19 protein-coding genes and 1 pseudogene are annotated in these 16,606 nt (G+C 71.5%); 15 read left to right on the forward strand and 5 right to left on the reverse strand.

Features of this window, described 5'->3' with window-relative positions; all coding sequences use genetic code 11:
• Positions 1-97 precede the first annotated feature (97 nt).
• The 5 genes from HHX35_RS31835 (at position 98) to HHX35_RS31855 (ending at position 3,214) form a co-directional block, all read left to right on the forward strand.
• Positions 98-655, forward strand: a complete 558-nt coding sequence (locus HHX35_RS31835) for a TetR/AcrR family transcriptional regulator (protein ID WP_182902345.1) — start codon at positions 98-100, stop codon at positions 653-655.
• A gap of 29 nt (positions 656-684) precedes the next feature.
• Entirely contained in the window at positions 685-1,266 is a 582-nt protein-coding gene (locus HHX35_RS31840) for a DUF4865 family protein (RefSeq protein ID WP_220506145.1), read from the forward strand.
• 256 nt (positions 1,267-1,522) lie between these two features.
• The gene (locus HHX35_RS31845) at positions 1,523-2,059 is read left to right on the forward strand and encodes a GNAT family N-acetyltransferase (RefSeq protein ID WP_310739438.1); all 537 of its coding nucleotides are present in this window, start codon (positions 1,523-1,525) and stop codon (positions 2,057-2,059) included.
• A 5-nt stretch (positions 2,060-2,064) separates the two neighbouring features.
• Positions 2,065-3,054, forward strand: a complete 990-nt coding sequence (locus tag HHX35_RS31850; RefSeq protein ID WP_182902347.1) for an NAD-dependent epimerase/dehydratase family protein — start codon at positions 2,065-2,067, stop codon at positions 3,052-3,054.
• A gap of 4 nt (positions 3,055-3,058) precedes the next feature.
• Positions 3,059-3,214: a hypothetical protein gene (locus HHX35_RS31855; RefSeq protein WP_182902348.1), complete on the forward strand. Its 156-nt coding sequence runs from the start codon at positions 3,059-3,061 to the stop codon at positions 3,212-3,214.
• 27 nt (positions 3,215-3,241) lie between these two features.
• Here the strand turns inward: HHX35_RS31855 and HHX35_RS31860 are convergent, their stop codons facing one another.
• Together HHX35_RS31860 and HHX35_RS31865 are read right to left on the reverse strand one after the other, a co-directional pair.
• Complete coding sequence (locus HHX35_RS31860; protein ID WP_182902349.1) at positions 3,242-4,093, reverse strand: class I SAM-dependent methyltransferase; 852 nt, start codon at positions 4,091-4,093, stop codon at positions 3,242-3,244.
• A 92-nt stretch (positions 4,094-4,185) separates the two neighbouring features.
• Positions 4,186-4,788 (reverse strand): helix-turn-helix domain-containing protein, encoded by a 603-nt coding sequence (locus tag HHX35_RS31865; RefSeq protein ID WP_396781212.1) that lies wholly within the window; start codon positions 4,786-4,788, stop codon positions 4,186-4,188.
• 86 nt (positions 4,789-4,874) lie between these two features.
• Here HHX35_RS31865 and HHX35_RS31870 point away from each other — a divergent pair, with 86 nt between their 5' ends.
• The 3 genes from HHX35_RS31870 (at position 4,875) to HHX35_RS31880 (ending at position 7,741) form a co-directional block, all read left to right on the forward strand.
• A complete protein-coding gene (locus tag HHX35_RS31870; protein ID WP_182902351.1) occupies positions 4,875-5,888 on the forward strand; it encodes an NAD(P)/FAD-dependent oxidoreductase in 1,014 nt (337 codons plus the stop codon).
• 93 nt (positions 5,889-5,981) lie between these two features.
• Positions 5,982-7,586, forward strand: a complete 1,605-nt coding sequence (locus tag HHX35_RS31875; protein WP_182902352.1) for an MFS transporter — start codon at positions 5,982-5,984, stop codon at positions 7,584-7,586.
• 17 nt (positions 7,587-7,603) lie between these two features.
• Positions 7,604-7,741, forward strand: a complete 138-nt coding sequence (locus HHX35_RS31880) for a hypothetical protein (protein ID WP_182902353.1) — start codon at positions 7,604-7,606, stop codon at positions 7,739-7,741.
• A gap of 10 nt (positions 7,742-7,751) precedes the next feature.
• On the opposite strand, the gene HHX35_RS31885 is transcribed toward HHX35_RS31880, so the two are convergent.
• Positions 7,752-8,687, reverse strand: a complete 936-nt coding sequence (locus HHX35_RS31885) for an alpha/beta fold hydrolase (protein WP_220506119.1) — start codon at positions 8,685-8,687, stop codon at positions 7,752-7,754.
• Positions 8,688-8,724: 37 nt separating this feature from the next.
• On the opposite strand from HHX35_RS31885, the gene HHX35_RS31890 reads away from it, so the two are divergent.
• Together HHX35_RS31890 and HHX35_RS31895 are read left to right on the forward strand one after the other, a co-directional pair.
• Positions 8,725-9,270 (forward strand): helix-turn-helix domain-containing protein, encoded by a 546-nt coding sequence (locus HHX35_RS31890; RefSeq protein WP_182902354.1) that lies wholly within the window; start codon positions 8,725-8,727, stop codon positions 9,268-9,270.
• Positions 9,267-10,019 (forward strand): sulfite exporter TauE/SafE family protein, encoded by a 753-nt coding sequence (locus HHX35_RS31895; protein ID WP_182902355.1) that lies wholly within the window; start codon positions 9,267-9,269, stop codon positions 10,017-10,019. The genes HHX35_RS31890 and HHX35_RS31895 overlap by 4 nt, the downstream gene beginning before the upstream one ends.
• A 63-nt stretch (positions 10,020-10,082) precedes the next feature.
• Here HHX35_RS31895 and HHX35_RS31900 read toward each other — a convergent pair whose 3' ends face one another.
• On the reverse strand, positions 10,083-10,466 hold the full coding sequence (locus HHX35_RS31900) for a nuclear transport factor 2 family protein (RefSeq protein ID WP_182902356.1): 384 nt from the start codon (positions 10,464-10,466) through the stop codon (positions 10,083-10,085).
• A gap of 120 nt (positions 10,467-10,586) precedes the next feature.
• Here HHX35_RS31900 and HHX35_RS31905 point away from each other — a divergent pair, with 120 nt between their 5' ends.
• On the forward strand, positions 10,587-11,243 hold the full coding sequence (locus HHX35_RS31905; RefSeq protein WP_182902357.1) for a maleylpyruvate isomerase N-terminal domain-containing protein: 657 nt from the start codon (positions 10,587-10,589) through the stop codon (positions 11,241-11,243).
• A 23-nt stretch (positions 11,244-11,266) separates the two neighbouring features.
• Here HHX35_RS31905 and HHX35_RS31910 read toward each other — a convergent pair whose 3' ends face one another.
• On the reverse strand, positions 11,267-14,074 hold the full coding sequence (locus tag HHX35_RS31910; RefSeq protein ID WP_182902358.1) for a LuxR C-terminal-related transcriptional regulator: 2,808 nt from the start codon (positions 14,072-14,074) through the stop codon (positions 11,267-11,269).
• A gap of 180 nt (positions 14,075-14,254) precedes the next feature.
• Between HHX35_RS31910 and HHX35_RS31915 the strand changes: the two genes are divergently transcribed.
• From HHX35_RS31915 to HHX35_RS31930, 4 genes and pseudogenes are all read left to right on the forward strand, one after another.
• Positions 14,255-14,611 carry a VOC family protein gene (locus HHX35_RS31915; RefSeq protein WP_139578038.1) on the forward strand — a complete coding sequence of 119 codons (357 nt, stop codon included), beginning with the start codon at positions 14,255-14,257 and terminating at the stop codon, positions 14,609-14,611.
• A gap of 80 nt (positions 14,612-14,691) precedes the next feature.
• Entirely contained in the window at positions 14,692-15,303 is a 612-nt protein-coding gene (locus HHX35_RS31920; RefSeq protein WP_182902359.1) for a glyoxalase, read from the forward strand.
• A gap of 206 nt (positions 15,304-15,509) precedes the next feature.
• Entirely contained in the window at positions 15,510-15,671 is a 162-nt protein-coding gene (locus HHX35_RS31925; protein WP_182902360.1) for a hypothetical protein, read from the forward strand.
• 223 nt (positions 15,672-15,894) lie between these two features.
• Positions 15,895-16,606: pseudogene (locus HHX35_RS31930) on the forward strand (DNA-directed RNA polymerase subunit beta); the annotation flags it as partial.

The following is a 16,606-nucleotide window of genomic DNA, read 5'->3' on the forward strand; positions in this document are numbered from 1 at the left end:
CCCGGCCCCCTGTTCAGGTGTATGACCCCTGCAACACACCGCCTCGTGTTTTGTACGGCTTCACCAACACTCCTCTGTACCTACTAGTATGTACGGCATGAGCACGCCGGACCGCCTGATCGAGAGCACCCGCGAACTGCTGTGGGAACGCGGCTACGTCGGAACCAGTCCGCGGGCCATCCAGCGGCGGGCGGGAGCCGGTCAGGGCAGCATGTATCACCACTTCTCCGGCAAGCCCGACCTCGCGCTGGCCGCGATCGGCCGTACGGCGGAGGAGATGCGCGCCGGGGTGGAGGAGATCCTGGACGGCCAGGGCACAGCCCTCGAGCGGCTGTCGGCCTACCTGCGGCGCGAGCGGGAGGTGCTGCGGGGCTGCCCGATCGGCCGGCTCACCCAGGACCCCGACGTCATGGCCGATCCGGCGCTGCGGCGGCCGGTGGAGGAGACGTTCGCGTGGCTGCGCGACCGGCTCACGGCGGTGCTGGCCGAGGGACGCGACCGGGGCGAACTCGACGCCGGTCTCGAACCCGGGCCGACCGCCGCGACGGTCGTGGCGGTGCTGCAGGGTGGATACGTCCTGGCCCGCGCGGCCGGCTCGCCCGAGCCGTTCCACCAGGCCGTCGACGGTGTGCTCGCCCTGCTGTCCCGCCCCTGACCCCACCGGAAGAGGCCGCCGTGTACGCGATGCAGTACGAGATCACCCTGCCCGCCGACTACGACATGACGATCATCCGGGAGCGGGTGTCCACCCGCGGCCACGCCCTCGACGACCGGGCCGGGCTCGGCCTCAAGGCCTACCTGATCCGCGAGCGGGGCGCGGCCGGGTCGCCGGTCAACCAGTACGCGCCGTTCTACCTCTGGCACGAGGCCGGGAGGATGGGCGAGTTCCTTGTCGGCGGGGGCGGCTTCCAGGGCATCGTCGGCGACTTCGGCCGGCCGGTCGTACAGCACTGGACGGGCCTGGCCGTCGAGGCGGGCCCGGCCCGGGGGACGGCGCCTCTCGCGGCGTCGCGGCGGCTGACGCCGATGCCCGCCTCGGCCGACCTGACCGAGCAGGTGGCCGGCGCCCTCGCCGAGCTGCGTGACCTGGGCGGCGCCCAGGGCCTGCACACCGCCGCCCTCGCCGTGGACCCGCACCACTGGCGGTTGATGACGTTCGCGCTGTGGGAGCGGGAGGCGCCCCGCCAGGCCGGAGCCGAACACTACGAAGTGCTGCACCTGTCCGCCCCCGGCCTGGCGAGCCTGCCGCGGGGCCGAGCCTGGTGAAAAGACACGACGCCCCGCGAGAACGAGTCTCGCGGGGCGCCCACGTCGAGGGCCGATGTGGCGGTCGCCTCCTCGGCGAGATGCACAACACGGCTCCAGCCGAACGGTATTCCGTGAAGGCGGTGATTGCGGCCCGGGGGACACAAACCACATCGGCCACGAACGACTCTAGCCGACTTCCGGCTCTGCTTTCTCCCGCCCCCCGCATCGGTGTCCGTCATCAGCGGCAAAAGCCTGCGTGCACTATCGTCGGCGGGTGGCGAATTCGATCAAAACAGAACGGCTCATGCTGCGGCGCTGGCGCGAGGAGGACAAGGAGCCCTTCGCCGTCCTGAACGCCGACCCGGTTGTGATGGAGCACTTCCCGGCCACGCTTTCCAGGGAGGAGAGCGACGCTCTGGTCGAGCGCATCGAGGCCGGATTCGACGAGCGCGGGTTCGGCTGGTGGGCGGTCGAGGCGGACGGGCAGTTCATCGGCTTCACCGGACTGCAGGTCCCCCGGTTCACCGCCCACTTCACGCCGTGCGTGGAGATCGGCTGGCGGCTCGCCCGCTCCGCCTGGGGGCGGGGGTACGCCACGGAGGCGGCGCGGGCGGCGCTGGAGGACGGGTTCGGCCGGGTCGGCCTGACCGAGGTCGTCTCGTTCACTGCGGTGCCGAACGTCCGCTCGCAGGCGGTCATGCGGCGGCTCGGGATGACCCACGATCCCGCCGGGGACTTCGACCACCCGGTGCTCCCCGAGGGTCACCCGCTGCGCCGCCACGTCCTGTACCGGATCCGGAGGCAGGAGTGAGCGGCATGCGGTTGCTGGTGCTGGGCGGCACGACGTTCGTCGGCCGGTGGGTGGTCACGGCGGCCGTGGAGCGCGGCTGGCACGTCACCACGTTCACTCGCGGGCTCGCCGGGTGGGCCCACCCCGGGGCCGAGGCGGTGACCGGCGACCGGCTCCGCCCGGCCGACCTGGCCTCGCTCGCCGAGGCCCGGTGGGACGCTGTAGTGGACACCTGGGCCGGCGCGCCCCGGGTCGTGCGCGACAGCGCCCGCGCGCTGGCCGGGTGTGCGGACAGGTACGTGTACGTCTCCAGCAGGGCGGTGTACGCGCCCCCGACGCCGGCCGGCCTGAACGAGGACTGGCCCACGGTCGATGCGTCGGCGGACGCCGAGGACACCGACTACGCCCCCAACAAGCGGGGTGGCGAGCTCGCCGTGGAGGAGGCCTTCGGCGACCGGGCCGTGCTGGCCAGGGCCGGGCTGATCCTCGGGCCGTACGAGCTTCCGGGGCAGCTGCCGCACTGGCTGCTGCGGGCGGCGCGGGGCGGGGAGATGCTCGCCCCCGGCCCGGCCGACCAGCCGTTCCGCTACGTGGATGTACGGGACCTCGCCGCCTGGCTCCTCGACGCGGCCGAAGGTGGCGTGCCCGGCCCGGTCAACCTGGTCAACCCGGAGGGGCACGCCACGACCCGCGACCTGCTGGAGTCCGCGGTCGCGGTCACCGGGGGGCTCGCCGAGCTGGTCTGGGTCGAGCCCGAGGCGATCGAGGCCGCCGGGATCGACCGGTGGGCGGCGCTGCCGGGATGGATCCCGCCAGGTCCCGCGCTGGCCGGGCTCATCCGGACCGACGTCCGCCGGGCCCTGGCGACCGGGCTGCGGTGCCGTCCGGTGCTGGAGACCGTCGCCGACACCTGGGCGTGGCTGACCGGGTCCGGCGAGATACCCGCGTTCCCGCCCGGGCTCGACCCCGCCGGGGAGCGGGCCGTGATCGACACATGGCGGCGGCCGGCGCCGTGACGCCATGAAGGACGACCTGCGCGAGGCGGCGCGACGGGTCGCGGACGCGGCGCCCGACCACCTGGCCGCGGTTCCCGGCGGGCCGCTGTGGCGTCCGGTGGCCGGCCCGGACCTCGCGCCCGTTCTTCGTGTCCAAGAACCTGGGAAGTGGTGGAGCTGACCGGGCACGTCTGCGCACCCGGTGAGCTCAGGTGCGGCGGGCGGCCCAGACGGTGCGTTCGGTGCGTACTGCGAGGTCGCCGCGGCGCAGGATGCTGTGCGGGCTGCCGGTGTCGAGCAGTCGATCGAGCGCGGCGAGGTCTTCGGGTGAGAGCGCCTGGACGGCGGTGCCACGGATGCCCTGCAGGGCGCTGAGGGCGTAGCGGCCGATCGCCTCGCTGCGCGAGCCCTCGATGTGCACGGTGATGGTGCGTTTGCCGTCGATAGAGAATCCGGCGGCGGTCAGCATCGGTCCCCAGTCGGCGCCGCGGTGGGGCAGGTGTTCGGCGTGAAGGTGTTCGGTCGCGGCGTGGCAGCGTTCTTCCAGGCCGGGCCGGTCCTCGGGTGCGTCGGCGGGCAGGAAGCGGGGGAGGCCGGCCAGTTCGACGACGGTGAACAGGCCGCCGGGCGCGAGCAGGTCGTGGATGTTGCGTATGACGCGGTCGGGGTCGGCCATGTGGTGCATCGAGGCCGACGCCCAGACGAGGTCGGGTGTGCCGAGGTCGGGCCAGCCGGCGTTGTCGAGGTCGGCCTGCACGATGTGCACGCGGTCATCCATGTCACGGGCGCATGCCTTCTCCTTCAGGCGCTGCAGGTGCCCGGGTGAGGTGTCGACGGCTGTGACGCGCGCCTCGGGAAAGCGGTCGAGGAGGGCGAATGTGCCCGCTCCGGTGCCGCAGCCCACATCCACGATATGGCTCGGGCTGGTGGCCAGGGGCAGCCACTCGATGATGGCGGTGAGGTGCTCGGCGAGGACTTCCGCGTCCAGGTCGAGGATCTCCTCTTGGCTGCCGGTGCCGTGCTTGTGGTCGTGGCCGGTGTGCGGGTGTGTCGGGGTCATGACGTCACATTACGAAGGCCATGCGTGTTCGGCATAATTCCTTTCGTTTTGCGCAAGGAAATGGCCGCCGGTGCTGCCCGACGCGCAAGACGTCAGTCACAGCCTTCTTGGTCATCGCGGCCGCCGTCCTCGCGCTGGTGACCACGCCGCGCGTCGCGGTCGAAGATGCCCATGATCTCGCACGGTCCGGCTTCGGCGCCGATGGCGTGCGGCATCATCGTGGGGAACTCGGCAGCCTGGTTGGTCTCGAGGCGGAAGCGGCGGTGGCCCAGCATGAGGATCGCCGTGCCGGACAGGACGACAAGCCATTCCCTGCCCGGATGGGCGCGCATGCGGGCGGGATTGTCGGGCGGCGGCTCGGTGATGCGCTGACGCATCACGGTCATGCCGGGGTCGGCCTTGATCGGCCAGCGCATCACGCCGTGGGTGCCGTAGATCATCGGGCTGGTGACGACATCGTCGGCGGCGGTCTCGACCAGTTGGTCGAGGGATGTGTCCAGGGCGCGGGCGAGGGTGACGAGCTGGTCCAGCGCGAGGCGGCGCTGGCCGTTCTCGATGCGGCTCAGTGAGGACTGGCTGAGCCGGGCGCGGGTGGCCAGCTCCTCGAGGGACCAGCCCTGTGCGACCCGCAGGGCGCGGATGCGTTTGCGTACGAGGCTGTCCAAGCCTTCATCTTCTTGCTTCATAGGCAACATCCTATGCCCTTGATGCAAGGCGGGGATATCGTCGCACGTGGATGGCCCTGATCCGCTAGGGCCATGCACCGAGGAGAGGTGAGGACATGTCTGTGCGGACTTCCGCGGACGCGACCGACACGCTGCCGGCTGACACCGTCGACGTGGTGGTCGTCGGCGGCGGCGCCGCAGGTCTGAACGGTGCGCTGATGCTCGCCCGCTCCCGCCGCTCGGTCGTCGTGATCGACAGTGGCACCCCGCGCAACGCGCCTGCCGAGGCCATGCACGGCTTCATCGTGCTGGACGGCACGCCTCCCTCCGAGTTGCTCAGGCGGGGCCGGGAGCAGGTACGCCAGTACGGCGGCCGAGTCGTCTCCGGCGAGGTGATCTCGGCCGAGCCCGCCCCCGCATCGGCCGAGGGCGATCCGCGCTTCTCGGTCACACTTGCCGACGGCCAGACGGTGACGGCGCGCCGCGTGCTGGTGGCCACCGGATTGCGGGACGTGCTGCCCGACATACCCGGCCTCGCGCAGCACTGGGGGCGCCATGTGGTGCACTGCCCGTACTGCCATGGCTGGGAGGTACGCGACGAGCCCATCGGCATCCTCGCCACCGGCCCCGCCTCGGTCCACCACGCGCTGCTGTTCCGCCAGCTGACCGACGACCTCGTCTACTTCACCCGCGGCACCGCACTCGACGCGGGTGCCCGCGCGCGCCTCGCCGCCCGCAGCATCGCCATCATCGACACCCCGGTGCAGGAGGTCGTGAGCAGCGAGGACGGCGCTCTCGCCGGGGTACGCCTAGCCGACGGCACCCTCGTGCCCCGCCGCGTCCTCGCCGTCGTCACCGAGATGCGGGCCCGCACCGAGGGCCTGGACGGACTGAAACTGCCGATGGAGGACCTGCCCGACCCCATGGGCCGCCGCTTCGCCTCCGGCATGGCCGGCGCCACCGACGTGCCGGGAGTGTGGGTGGCCGGCAACGCCACCGACCTGACCGCCCAGGTGGGCGCCTCCGCCGCCGCCGGCGCTCTGGCCGGCTCCCACATCAACGCCCTGCTGGCCACCGCGGACACCGACGCGGCCCTCGCCGCGGCCGAGGGCGTCCCCGCCACCGCCTGACGTCCGCACCCCGATCGGCCTGCGTCGCCGGAGGCGCCATCCTCCTGGCGCGGACCTCACCTGCCCTTTTGACCTGCCTTTCGAGAGGAACTCATGAGTACGAAGCAGCCCACACAGGGGACAACCGCCGAAGCAAGCGGCAGGGGAGCGCCGGACGCGCGCCGACTGCGCACCATCCTGATCGCCGTCTGTGTCGCGTTGATGGCGGTCATCGCCTCGGTGACCGGGTTGAACGTCGCCCAGCCTGACATGGCCGTCGAATTCGGCGCCTCACAGACCACAATTCTGTGGATCATCAACATCTACACCCTCACTCTGGCCGCACTGCTGCTTCCGCTGGGTGCGCTCGGTGACCGGCTGGGCCGCAAGCTCATGCTGATCACCGGTCTGATCATCTTCGGATTCGCCGGCGCGTTGGCGGGCCTGGCCCCCTCATCCGAGGTCATGATCGCCGCCCGTGTGCTCAGCGGTGTGGGCGCTGCGATGATCATGCCGATCACCCTCGCCGTGATCACCTCGACCTTCCCCGACGAGCAGCGCGGAAAGGCGATCGGCGTGTGGACCGGCGTCGCCGGAGGTGGCGGCGTCATCGGCATGTTCCTCTCCGCCTTGCTTGTGGACGTGGCGGACTGGCGGTGGCTGTTCGTGCTGCCCGTCGTCCTGGTCGTCGTCTCGCTCGGCATGATGCGGTCCGTACCCAACTCTCGCGAGCACTCCGGGCACTCCTTCGACACCACGGGAGCACTGGCCTCCGTCGTCGCCGTGGTAGGCCTCATCTTCGTCCTGCAGGAAGGCCCGGAGCGCGGCTGGAGCGACCCTGTCACTCTGACCGGTCTCGTCGTCGGTCTGGTGGCCCTGATCTTCTTCGTGGCCTGGGAACTGCGCCGCAGGGACGCATCCCTGCTGGATGTGCGTCTCTTCCGCGAGCGCGGCCTGGCCGTCGGCTCCATCACACTGCTGGTGGTCTTCGGTGTCCAGGCGGGTGTCTTCGTGGTCCTCTTCCCATTCCTGCAAGCCGTCCTCGGCTGGTCGGGACTGCTGTCCACCCTGGCGTTGATGCCCATGGCCGTGCTGATGATGATGACCTCCGGCGTGGCGCACAAGCTGGCCGCGCGTATCGGCGCCCGCTCGACCATGGCGGCGGGAATCGCGTTGTTCGGTGCCGGTCTGGCCCTCATGGCCGGCATCGTTTCCGTCGACGGCGGCTACCTGTCCATCCTGCCCGGCATGCTCGCCATGGGCATCGGCATGGGCCTGTCGATGACCCCCTCCACCGAGGCCATCACCAGTTCCCTGTCGCGGGAGAAGCAGGGTGTCGCCTCCGCGCTCAACGACATCACCCGCGAGTTCGGCACCGCACTCGGCGTCGCCCTGCTCGGCGCCCTCCTGGCGAGTGGCTACCGCGGCGCCATCGATGACAGGCTCGGCGGCATCCCTCAAGGCGCGGCGGACGCCGCACGCCAGGGCGTCGCCAACGCCGTCGAGGCCGCGGGCACTGCCGGCTCCCACGCGCGGGCGCTGGTCGATGCCGCCCGTCAGTCCTTCGTCGACGGCTGGCAGCAGGCCATGTGGGCTGGTGTCGTCGTCATGGTCGTCTTGTTCGTCTACACCGCCGTCCGCGGTCCGCGAAACAAGCTCTCCACGTCGGCGGACGAGGAGAAAACCCCCGAGGACCGACACCCTCAGGTGACCGCGTAAGAGCCGTCCTGGCCGCGATGACCGAGGACTTCGCCGGCTTCGACCTGCTCGCCACGGCCGTCACCTCGGCGGCCCTGCGCGGCTGCGTGCTGCACCTGGACACGACCGAGGCCGACCTCGCGGTCCTGTTGGAGGAGATCCGCGCCGCCGTATGACGCCGGAGGATCAGGCGGCGGCCTTCAGGTCGCGGATCGCCCGCAGCACCTCCTCGGCCCGCTCGACGTGCAGATGCTGATGGGAGGCACCGTCGATCACGCGCTGCTCTCCTCTGGGCACCGAGCGGGCGATCGCCGCGTGCAGGGCGCGTACCCCGTCGTGCGCCTCACGCATCACCTCCTCCGGCATGAACTTCGCCCAGTAGGGGTTCACGCCGCCCGCGGTCAGCACGATCAGCGGGACGTCGGGCAGCGGTCCGCCGGCGCGCAGCTCGCCGTAGACCTCGGTCTCGAAGTTCTCCGTCTCCCGCAGGCTCGTCCGCCACGACGCCAGGTGGTGGCCGATCAGCGCCTCGCGCACCGGCGCGGGCCACTCGGCGTACAGACGGGCGTACGCCTCGCGCGCGGCCCGGAGTTGCTCGTCGGTCAGCTCCGGCAGCCGCGCCGGGTCGGGCCGCATCCGCTCGGCCAGCTCGGCGGCCTGTGCCGGCATGTGGTCGAGGATGTCCTCGTGGCCGGGGTCGAGCAGGAGGAGACCGGCGACCTCGCCCGCAAAGAGCTGCGCGTACCGGCGCGCGTAGAAGGCGCCGAGGGAGTGGCCGACCAGGAGGAACGGGCCCGGAACCGCCGCGGCCCGCAGGAGGTCGCGCAGTTCGACGGCGACCTCGGCCGCGCCGCGGGGGAGGGGCACGGACGTGCTCCAGCCCGTGCCGGCGCGGTCGTACAGCACGCTCGTGGTGAACGCGGCGGCGCCCTCCTGCACGTTCAGGAAGTCGAGGCCCACCAGGCCCGCGCCGGGCAGGAACACCACGCTCGGCCCACCTGAGCCCGAGCGGTGCAGCATCAGGCGCCGTTCTCCGACGTCGTACAGGCGCCCCAGTGGCGGGGCAGTTGTCTCCGATGACGGTCGTCCCATGCCGTTCTCTCCCACAGTGATCGTTCGCATTTCTGCGAAAGGTAGCACACGTGCGATCATTCGGACCATGGACGTGATGGAGGTGCTCGCGCACCCGGTGCGGCTGCGCGTCGTGCAGGCTCTCGCCGGCGGGCGGATTCTCACGACATCGCAGCTGTGCGAGCGCATCTCGGACGTGCACAAGGCGACCGTCTACCGCCATGTCCGCGCGCTCGCCGAGGCCGGCGTACTGGAGGTGGACGGCGAGCATCGTGTGCGCGGCGCGGTGGAACGGCGCTACCGGCTGCGTGAGCGCGTGGTGATCGACGCCGACACCGTGGCGGCGATGTCGGCGGAGGACCACCGGCGCACCTTCGCCACGGCGATGGCCGCGCTGATCTCCGAGTTCGACGCCTACCTCGGTCTGGACGGCGCCGATCCGGTGGCCGACGAGGTGGGTTACCGGCAGCACGTGCTGTGGCTGAGCCGGGAGGAACGCGGCGAGATGATCGAGGAGCTGCGTGCGGTGATCGTCGCGCGGATGAGGAACGAGCCCGCGCCGCACCGCGGGCGGCACCTGCTCAGCCCGATCCTGTTCCCGGTCGAGACGCCCCCGCCGGACGCCGGGGCGTGACCGGCCTCGGGGACGTCGCGCTGCTGGCCGCCGCCGGCACGCTCGCCGGGCTGGTCGGCACCGCGGGCGGCATCACGTCCCTCATCTCCTATCCGGCGCTGCTCGCGGCGGGCCTGCCCGCCCTCGCGGCCAACGTGGCCAACATCGTCGCGCTCGTCGCGTGCTGGCCCGGCTCGGCCCTGGCCTCGCAGCCCGAGCTGCGCGGGAAGGCGCCGTGGCTGCGGCGGTGGGTGCCGCTGTCGGCGCTCGGCGGGGCGGCGGGGGCGGCGTTGCTGCTGTCCACCCCGCCCGGTGTCTTCGCCCGCGTCGTGCCGTTCCTCGTGGCCGCGGGTTCGCTGGCGCTGCTCGCGCAGCCCCGCCTCGCCGTACGCCACGAGCGGCGCGGTTCACCTGACGCCGTTCTTCCGCTCGGGCTGACCGCCCTGTCGGTCTACAACGGATATTTCGGCGCCGGGTCGGGGGTGATGATCCTCGCCCTCCTCCTGGTGACCGCCGAGCCGCGACTGCCCGCCGCCAACGCCCTGAAGAACATGCTCCTCGGCGCCGGCGCACTGGTCTCCGCGGCCGGATTCGCCGTCTTCGGGCCCGTCGACTGGTCCGCCGTCGCCCCTCTCGCCGCGGGCCTGTTCGCCGGGTCCACGCTCGGTCCCCGGGTCACCCGGCGCCTGCCGGCCGGGCTGCTGCGCTGGCTGGTCGCCCTGATCGGCCTCGGCCTGGCGGTCCGCCTGTGGGTCGCACCGGGCACTTGATCGCCGGTTGCGACGCCGGCGGCCACGGCGTGCCGCCGGCCGGATGTGGAACCGCAGGCGCGTTCAGCCCGCTGTCGCACCGGCCGGGTTCACGTCGTCACCGAGATACGTCCCATACCCGTCGATCACCAGCGGGCCGTCGAAGATCAGCACCTCGTTGACCAGGCCGCCCTTTTGATTGCGGTAGTTGATGACCAGGCAGTCGACGCCGACGTAGGAGCCGAGGACCTCGAACCGCAGGTCGGGGATGCGCCGCAGTCCCTCCGCCCAGTAGGCGCGCAGCGCCGCCTTGCCCCGGATGGTCCCATCGCCGCCGACAAGCTGCGCCGCGACCGGCGAACGGAACGTCACGTCCTCCGCGAAGTGAGCCAACACCGCGTCCACGTCATGGGCGTTCCACGCCGTCACCCAGCTGTCCACGAACTTCCGCACCGCAACATGATCCATAACGCGATTATGTCCGACCGGCAGCGTGGCAACCGATCCGGCCAAGGCCGACCGTCCGGGCGCGCGCCGACCGCCCGAATCCCGTTGTCGGCCGTCGAGGCACCGCACTACCGTGCCCGTGTGGATCTCTTCGTGCGCTCGTGGGCGGCATTGCGCAGGGTGGTCGCCGAACTCCCGGACGAGGACTTCGCGCAGCCGTCCGGCTGTGCCGGCTGGCTCGTGCGGGATCTGGTGTGTCATCTGGTGATCGACGCTCAGGACGTCCTGATCACCCTGGTGACCCCGGCGGAAACGGAACCGACCCGTGACGCGGTGACCTATTGGGAGGTCTCGGGAACGCCGCCGACGGGCGACGACCCGCTCGACGCGCTGATCGTCCGGCTGGCCGCCGCCTACGAGGAGCCGCGGCTGCTCAAGTTCCACCTCGACGACGTCGGCTCCGCCGCGGGCCGCGCCGCGGGGCTCGCCGACCCGGACCTCCGGGTCGGCACCCGCGGCGAGGTCCTCACCGCGGGCGACTACCTTTCGGCGTACGTCCTGGAGTGGACGCTGCACCACCTCGACCTGGTCGCGCATCTACCGGACGCGGCGGAACCACCCGCCGAGGGGGTCGCCCGATCCCGCGCGATGCTGGAGAAGATCGCCGGCACCGCCTTCCCCGCGTCGTTCTCCGACAGCAACGCCCTGCTGGTCGGCACGGGACGCCGTGTTCCAACCGATGCCGAGAAGGCCGAACTGGGCGAGCTGGCCGCAAGACTCCCGTTCGTCCTCGGCTGACGTCCGGTGGTCGTGCTCGGCGGCTATCGCTCCGAGGTCATCGTCGATGCCGGGGCAGGGGCCATCGGGGCGAGGCCGAGGCCGGCGAGCACGGCCGCGCCGCGCTCGGCATGGTCGCCCCCGGCGAGCACCAGGGTCCGTGCGTACTGGTAGCGGCAGTCGGCGGCGTCGAACGCGTCCGCCGCGGCGAGCAGCGCCTCCTGGTCGTCGTCGAGCAGGGCTTCTGCTCGCTCCACGATGGCACCGGCCACCGGGTTGCCGGCCACGACGGCCCGGGCCTCCGCCAGGCAGTCGCGACCACCCGGGCTCCCGGCGAGCACGGCGGCCTCGGCGCGCAGCGCGACATACCAGTGATGCCAGATCCAGGTGACCCACTTCCACACCTGCCTGGGCTCGGGGGCCATCCGCTCCAGCGCCTCCGGTGCCCGCCCATGGTGGAGCAGGAGCATGGCGTCGAAAACCGCCCCGTAGCCGTAGGTATGCTCCGGTGAGGTGCCGAGCTGATCCAGGATCTCTAGCCATTCGCGCCTGGCGCCATGGTCGTCGCGCAGGCCGTGGACCATCGCCACACCGGCCACCGCCGGGGCGAGGATGGACCGGGCGGGGCTGCCTGCCCGCCGCCACGCGTCGAGGAACCGGACGCTGCCGGGGAGCACCTCATCGACGTCGCCCGCCAGCGCAGCAACCATCAGGAGCCGGCAGGTGGCGCGGTGACCGATCTCCGCCAGCGACGGATGGCCGGCCAGTTGCCGTGCCCATCGGCGGGCGCCCGGCACATCTCCCGCGCCGAGGCCGGCCTCGGTGGCTATACCGAGCGCGTCGATCAGCTCGTGGGTGCCGGCCGGCGAGATCGGCAGGGACGCCAGGAGCGTGATCCGGCGCCGGGCCGTGGCCGCGGTGGCGAACGTGTCGCCGGCCCAGCTTTGAGCGCCGGTGAGCGCGTCGAGTGCGGCCGACTCGGTGAGCGGGTCGCCGGTCCGGCGGGCGAGCTCGACCGCGCGCTCGGCGCGCGCGATCGTCTCCGGTACGGCATTGCCGGCCGGGCCCTGGGCGGCGCCGAACGCGTCGGTGAGCACCGCGGCCTCGGCCAGCGCCACCGCGGCCTGTGCGGCCAGGTCGTCGCCGGCCGACTCCCGCGCCTCGGTGATCAGCGCGAGCGCCTCCTCCAGGGACGGGAGCCGCACGAACGTGGTCGAGAACCGGAAGGCGATGGTGGCGGCGGTCGCCAGGTCGGCGGCGGCGCCGGCGGTGTCGCCGGCGCCGCGGGCGGCGTCCGCGGCCGCGAGACGCAGGCGGTACATGTCATCGCCGGTCGTACGGCAGCCGGCCACGGCCGCGGCCTGCCGGAGCATCGACGCGGTGGCGGCGGGGTCGGTCGCGAGCTCGGCCGCCTGCTCATAGCGCCGCTGGGACTCGCCGGTCAGGTGACGGGTGAAGGTCAGCTCCGCCAGGTGCCGGGCGAGCTCGTACGCGTCCGCGCGCTGCTCCGGCCGGTCGGCCGCCCACGCCAGGGCCGCGCGGAGGTCGTCCGCCATCAGATCGAACCGGGCCCGCCAGTCCTGTCGCACCACTGCCAGGCCGGCGGCCTCGGCCAGGCACCAGCGAAGGTGCCGGGATCGGGCGTCGACCAGCTCACCGGCCTCGGCGAGCCGCTCCGTCGCGTACTGGCGGATCGTCTCCAGCGCGCGGTACTCCGTGCCGCCAGGGGACGCCGTCACCACCAGCAGGCTCTGTTCGGCGAGCCGGGCCAGTCCGTCGGCGACCATGCCTTCCTCGTCCCCGGTCACCTCCGCCACCGCGGCAGCGGTGAACGGCGCCACGAACACCGACACCCGGCGCAGCAGCGCCCGGTCGGCCGGCGCCAGCAGGGCGTGGCTCCAGTCCAGCGCAGCCCGCACCGAACGGTGCCGTTCATCGGCGCGGGAGCCGCCGGTGAGCATCCGGAGCGGGTGGGACAGTGCGGCGGCGATGCCGTCGAGCCCGAGAGTGGGATATCGGGCGGCGGCCAGCTCGATCGCCAGAGCCATTCCGTCCAGCCGCGCGCAGATCGCGGCGATCTGGTCGCGCGGTGGAGGATCCAGCGGGGAGCCGACCGCCGCCGCCCGATCCATGAACAACGCGACCGCGTCCGACTCGTCGACGGCCAGCGACAGCGGCGGGACCGCGTACACCCGTTCGAACGGCACCATCAGCCGTGCCCGGCTGGTCGCCAGCACCGTCAACCGAGGGCACCTCGCCAGCAGCCGCTCGATGAGCAGGGCGACCCCGTGCACTACTTGCTCGCAGTTGTCCAGCACCAGCAGCGCATGACGGTCGGCCAGCGCGGCGACCACGGACTCGGTCATGTCGCGGCCGGGCTGTTCACCGAGGCCGAGCGCCGCGGCGACCGCAGTCGCGATCATGTCAGGATCGGTGACCGGGACGAGGTCGACGAACCACACCCCGTCGGAGTACCCGCCGGCCGCCTCCGCGGCCACGGCCAGCGCGAGCCTGGTCTTGCCCACTCCGCCGGGACCGACCGCGGTCACCTGACGGTGTGCTTTGATCAGCCCGGTCAGCTCGGTCCGCTCGCTCACCCGGCCGACGAACGAGGTCAGCGGGGCCGGCAGAACCGGCGCGCGGTGCGAGGGCGCGCCGGCCGGCGTGGGCGCACGCTGGGCGAGCGCCCGCCGATCCTGCACCCCCAGCTTGCGCAGCAGGGAGGCGACGTGACTCTCGACGGTACGCACCGAGATGAACAGCCGGGCCGCGATCTCGGCGTTGCTGAGATGGGCTCCGACCAGTTCCAGCACCTCGGCTTCCCGAGGTGAGATCTCCGCTCCTGTCACCACTGTCCCAGTTTGCCGTATCCCCTTCACGAGCGATCCGTGCCGCGGATCCGTGTTGTCGGTCCGTGTGGTCGGTCCGTGGCCGATTCCGTGGTCACCACGGATGCCGGCCAACCAGGCCGGGAGAAAAGCTGTGAACACGCGAACGGCGGGTCGACGCGACCCACGACTACAGGAGTGACCATGACCGGCTCTTCCACCCAGGGCATCAGGACCGTGCTGCACCCTGTGTCCGACCTGGCGAAGGCCAAGGCGGTGTACGCGGCCCTGCTCGGTGTCCCGCCGCAGACCGACTCGTCCTACTACGTCGGCTTCGAGGCAGAGGGCCAGCACATCGGGCTGGTGCCGGGCGGTGGACCGCAGGGCATGACCTCGCCGGTGGCCTACTGGCACGTGCCGGACATCGAGGCGCGGCTGGCCGAGCTGATCGCCGCAGGGGCCGTCGTGAAGGAGGCCGCGCACGAGGTCGGCGGCGGCCGCCTGGTGGCCACCGTCACCGACCCCGACGGCAACGTCCTCGGCCTCCTGCAGGACCGTTGAGCGCCCCCAGCCCCCTGCCGTGTCCGTCCCCCATGACGGCTGGCACGACCACGAACCCACCTCGCTGAAAAGGACCTGCCATGACCTCCTTCGAATCCGTGATCCTCGAAGTTCCCGACCCCACGGCCGCGGACGCCTTCTACGAAGCCTTCGGTCTGGGCCCGTACGTGAACATGCGCGCCTCGGATGCGCCGACGACCGGTTTCCGTGGGTTCGCGCTGTCACTCGTGGCGTCCCAGCCGGCCGACGTCGACGCCCTCGTCGGTGCCGCCCTCGACGCCGGCGCCACGACGCTGAAGCCGGCCACGAAGGGGTTCTGGGGCTACGGCGGCGTCGTACGCGCCCCGGACGGGACGATCTGCAAGATCGCAACCTCGAACAAGAAGGACACCGGCCCCGCAACCAGGCATATCGACCAGGTTGCGCTTCTCTTGGGCGTGGCCGACGTCAAGGCGAGCAAGCGGTTCTACGTCGACCGTGGCCTGGCCGTGGCGAAGAGCTTCGGCGGCAAGTACGTCGAGTTCGACACCCCGGCGTCGGCCGTCACGCTGGCGCTCTACCCGCGCCGCGCCCTCGCCAAGGACACCGGCGTATCCCAGGAGGGCGCTGGATCGCACCGGATCGTGATCGGCGGCGATGCCGGACCCTTCACCGACCCGGACGGGTTCGTCTGGGAGGCCGCATCCGTCTGAGGCGGGCGGCCGGCTCGCGTCGGCCTTCGCACGCGACATGCCCCGGCGAAGCCCGCGGCCCACACGTGCCTCCAGGCCGCTCATACCCGGGCCGCCTCTCCTTCCGCGATGTCACGATCGGGGCCCCGGACGCCGGACCGGTCATCGATGAGCCCGGTCGATCGAAGGATGAGAGAACGGCCGCTGTTCCCGGTGACCCTCCCCGGTTGCGGGAGGTCCGCACGGGCCTGGTCGCGACCGCGCTGGTGGGCGGGCGTACGGCGCAGGTGCTGGGGATCGCGCCGGTCATGTGGGTGGCGGGTGCGCCGGCCGCGGCGGCCATGCTCATCGTTCTGCCCAGATCGGGCACGACGGTGCGCCGCAGGTGAGCGGCCGATGGGATTTTGCGAGTGTTGCTTGACGATTTTTGTGGGGGCGTGCGATCCTGATTACGGGATCGAGATTGACACTGAAGATACGCGTGGACATTCGTTTGCATTTCGCTTTATGATGCCCTTCCGCGCTCGCTCTCGGCATCCCATTCCTCCACATCGGCTGAGCTGTCGTCCGGCGTGCGCGTAGTCGGTCCGCGAGCCCTCGGAAGGACATCTGTTGGCAGCCTCGCCTCACCCCTTCGCCGTACCGTCCGGCCCTCACCGCGTCTCTTTCGCGCGTATCGAGGAGCCGCTCGAAGTGCCCGACCTTCTCGCCCTGCAGACCGAGTCCTTCGACTGGCTGGTGGGCAACGAACGATGGAAGGGCCGGGTTGAGGCGGCTCGCCAGGCCGGGCGCAAGGACGTCCCGGCCCAGTCGGGTCTCGAAGAGATCTTCGAGGAGATCAGTCCCATCGAGGACTTCTCCGGAACCATGTCCCTGTCGTTCCGGGACCACAGGTTCGAGCCGCCCAAGTACTCAGTCGATGAGTGCAAAGACAAGGACATGACCTACTCCGCCCCGATGTTCGTCACGGCGGAGTTCATCAACAACACCACAGGTGAGATCAAGAGCCAGACGGTGTTCATGGGCGATTTCCCGCTCATGACGTCGAAGGGCACCTTCATCGTCAACGGCACCGAGCGTGTCGTGGTCTCCCAGCTCGTCCGGTCCCCGGGCGTTTATTTTGAACGCAGCGTCGACAAGACGTCGGACAAGGAGCTCTACGGCGGCAAGGTCATCCCGTCCAGGGGCGCCTGGCTGGAGTTCGAGATCGACAAGCGCGACAGTGTCGGCGTGCGCATCGACCGCAAGCGCAAGCAGCCCGTCACGGTGCTGCTGAAGGCGCTGGGCTGGACCAGCGACCAGATTCTGGAGCGTTTCGGTCAGT

Source organism: Microbispora sp. H10830, from assembly GCF_014161375.1.
Taxonomy (GTDB): domain Bacteria; phylum Actinomycetota; class Actinomycetes; order Streptosporangiales; family Streptosporangiaceae; genus Microbispora; species Microbispora catharanthi.

Bases quoted from the DNA above. Each gene is read 5' to 3' on its own strand.
- HHX35_RS31875 (WP_182902352.1), top strand. From the start codon at position 5,982: ATGAGTACGAAGCAGCCCACACAGGGGACAACCGCCGAAGCAAGCGGC.
- HHX35_RS31885 (WP_220506119.1), bottom strand. From the start codon at position 8,687: ATGCGAACGATCACTGTGGGAGAGAACGGCATGGGACGACCGTCATCG.
- HHX35_RS31900 (WP_182902356.1), bottom strand. From the start codon at position 10,466: ATGGATCATGTTGCGGTGCGGAAGTTCGTGGACAGCTGGGTGACGGCG.
- HHX35_RS31920 (WP_182902359.1), top strand. From the start codon at position 14,692: ATGACCTCCTTCGAATCCGTGATCCTCGAAGTTCCCGACCCCACGGCC.
- HHX35_RS31915 (WP_139578038.1), top strand. From the start codon at position 14,255: ATGACCGGCTCTTCCACCCAGGGCATCAGGACCGTGCTGCACCCTGTG.
- HHX35_RS31890 (WP_182902354.1), top strand. From the start codon at position 8,725: ATGGACGTGATGGAGGTGCTCGCGCACCCGGTGCGGCTGCGCGTCGTG.
- HHX35_RS31840 (WP_220506145.1), top strand. From the start codon at position 685: ATGCAGTACGAGATCACCCTGCCCGCCGACTACGACATGACGATCATC.
- HHX35_RS31865 (WP_396781212.1), bottom strand. From the start codon at position 4,788: ATGTTGCCTATGAAGCAAGAAGATGAAGGCTTGGACAGCCTCGTACGC.
- HHX35_RS31870 (WP_182902351.1), top strand. From the start codon at position 4,875: ATGTCTGTGCGGACTTCCGCGGACGCGACCGACACGCTGCCGGCTGAC.
- HHX35_RS31860 (WP_182902349.1), bottom strand. From the start codon at position 4,093: ATGACCCCGACACACCCGCACACCGGCCACGACCACAAGCACGGCACC.
- HHX35_RS31880 (WP_182902353.1), top strand. From the start codon at position 7,604: ATGACCGAGGACTTCGCCGGCTTCGACCTGCTCGCCACGGCCGTCACC.
- HHX35_RS31855 (WP_182902348.1), top strand. From the start codon at position 3,059: ATGAAGGACGACCTGCGCGAGGCGGCGCGACGGGTCGCGGACGCGGCG.
- HHX35_RS31835 (WP_182902345.1), top strand. From the start codon at position 98: ATGAGCACGCCGGACCGCCTGATCGAGAGCACCCGCGAACTGCTGTGG.
- HHX35_RS31850 (WP_182902347.1), top strand. From the start codon at position 2,065: ATGCGGTTGCTGGTGCTGGGCGGCACGACGTTCGTCGGCCGGTGGGTG.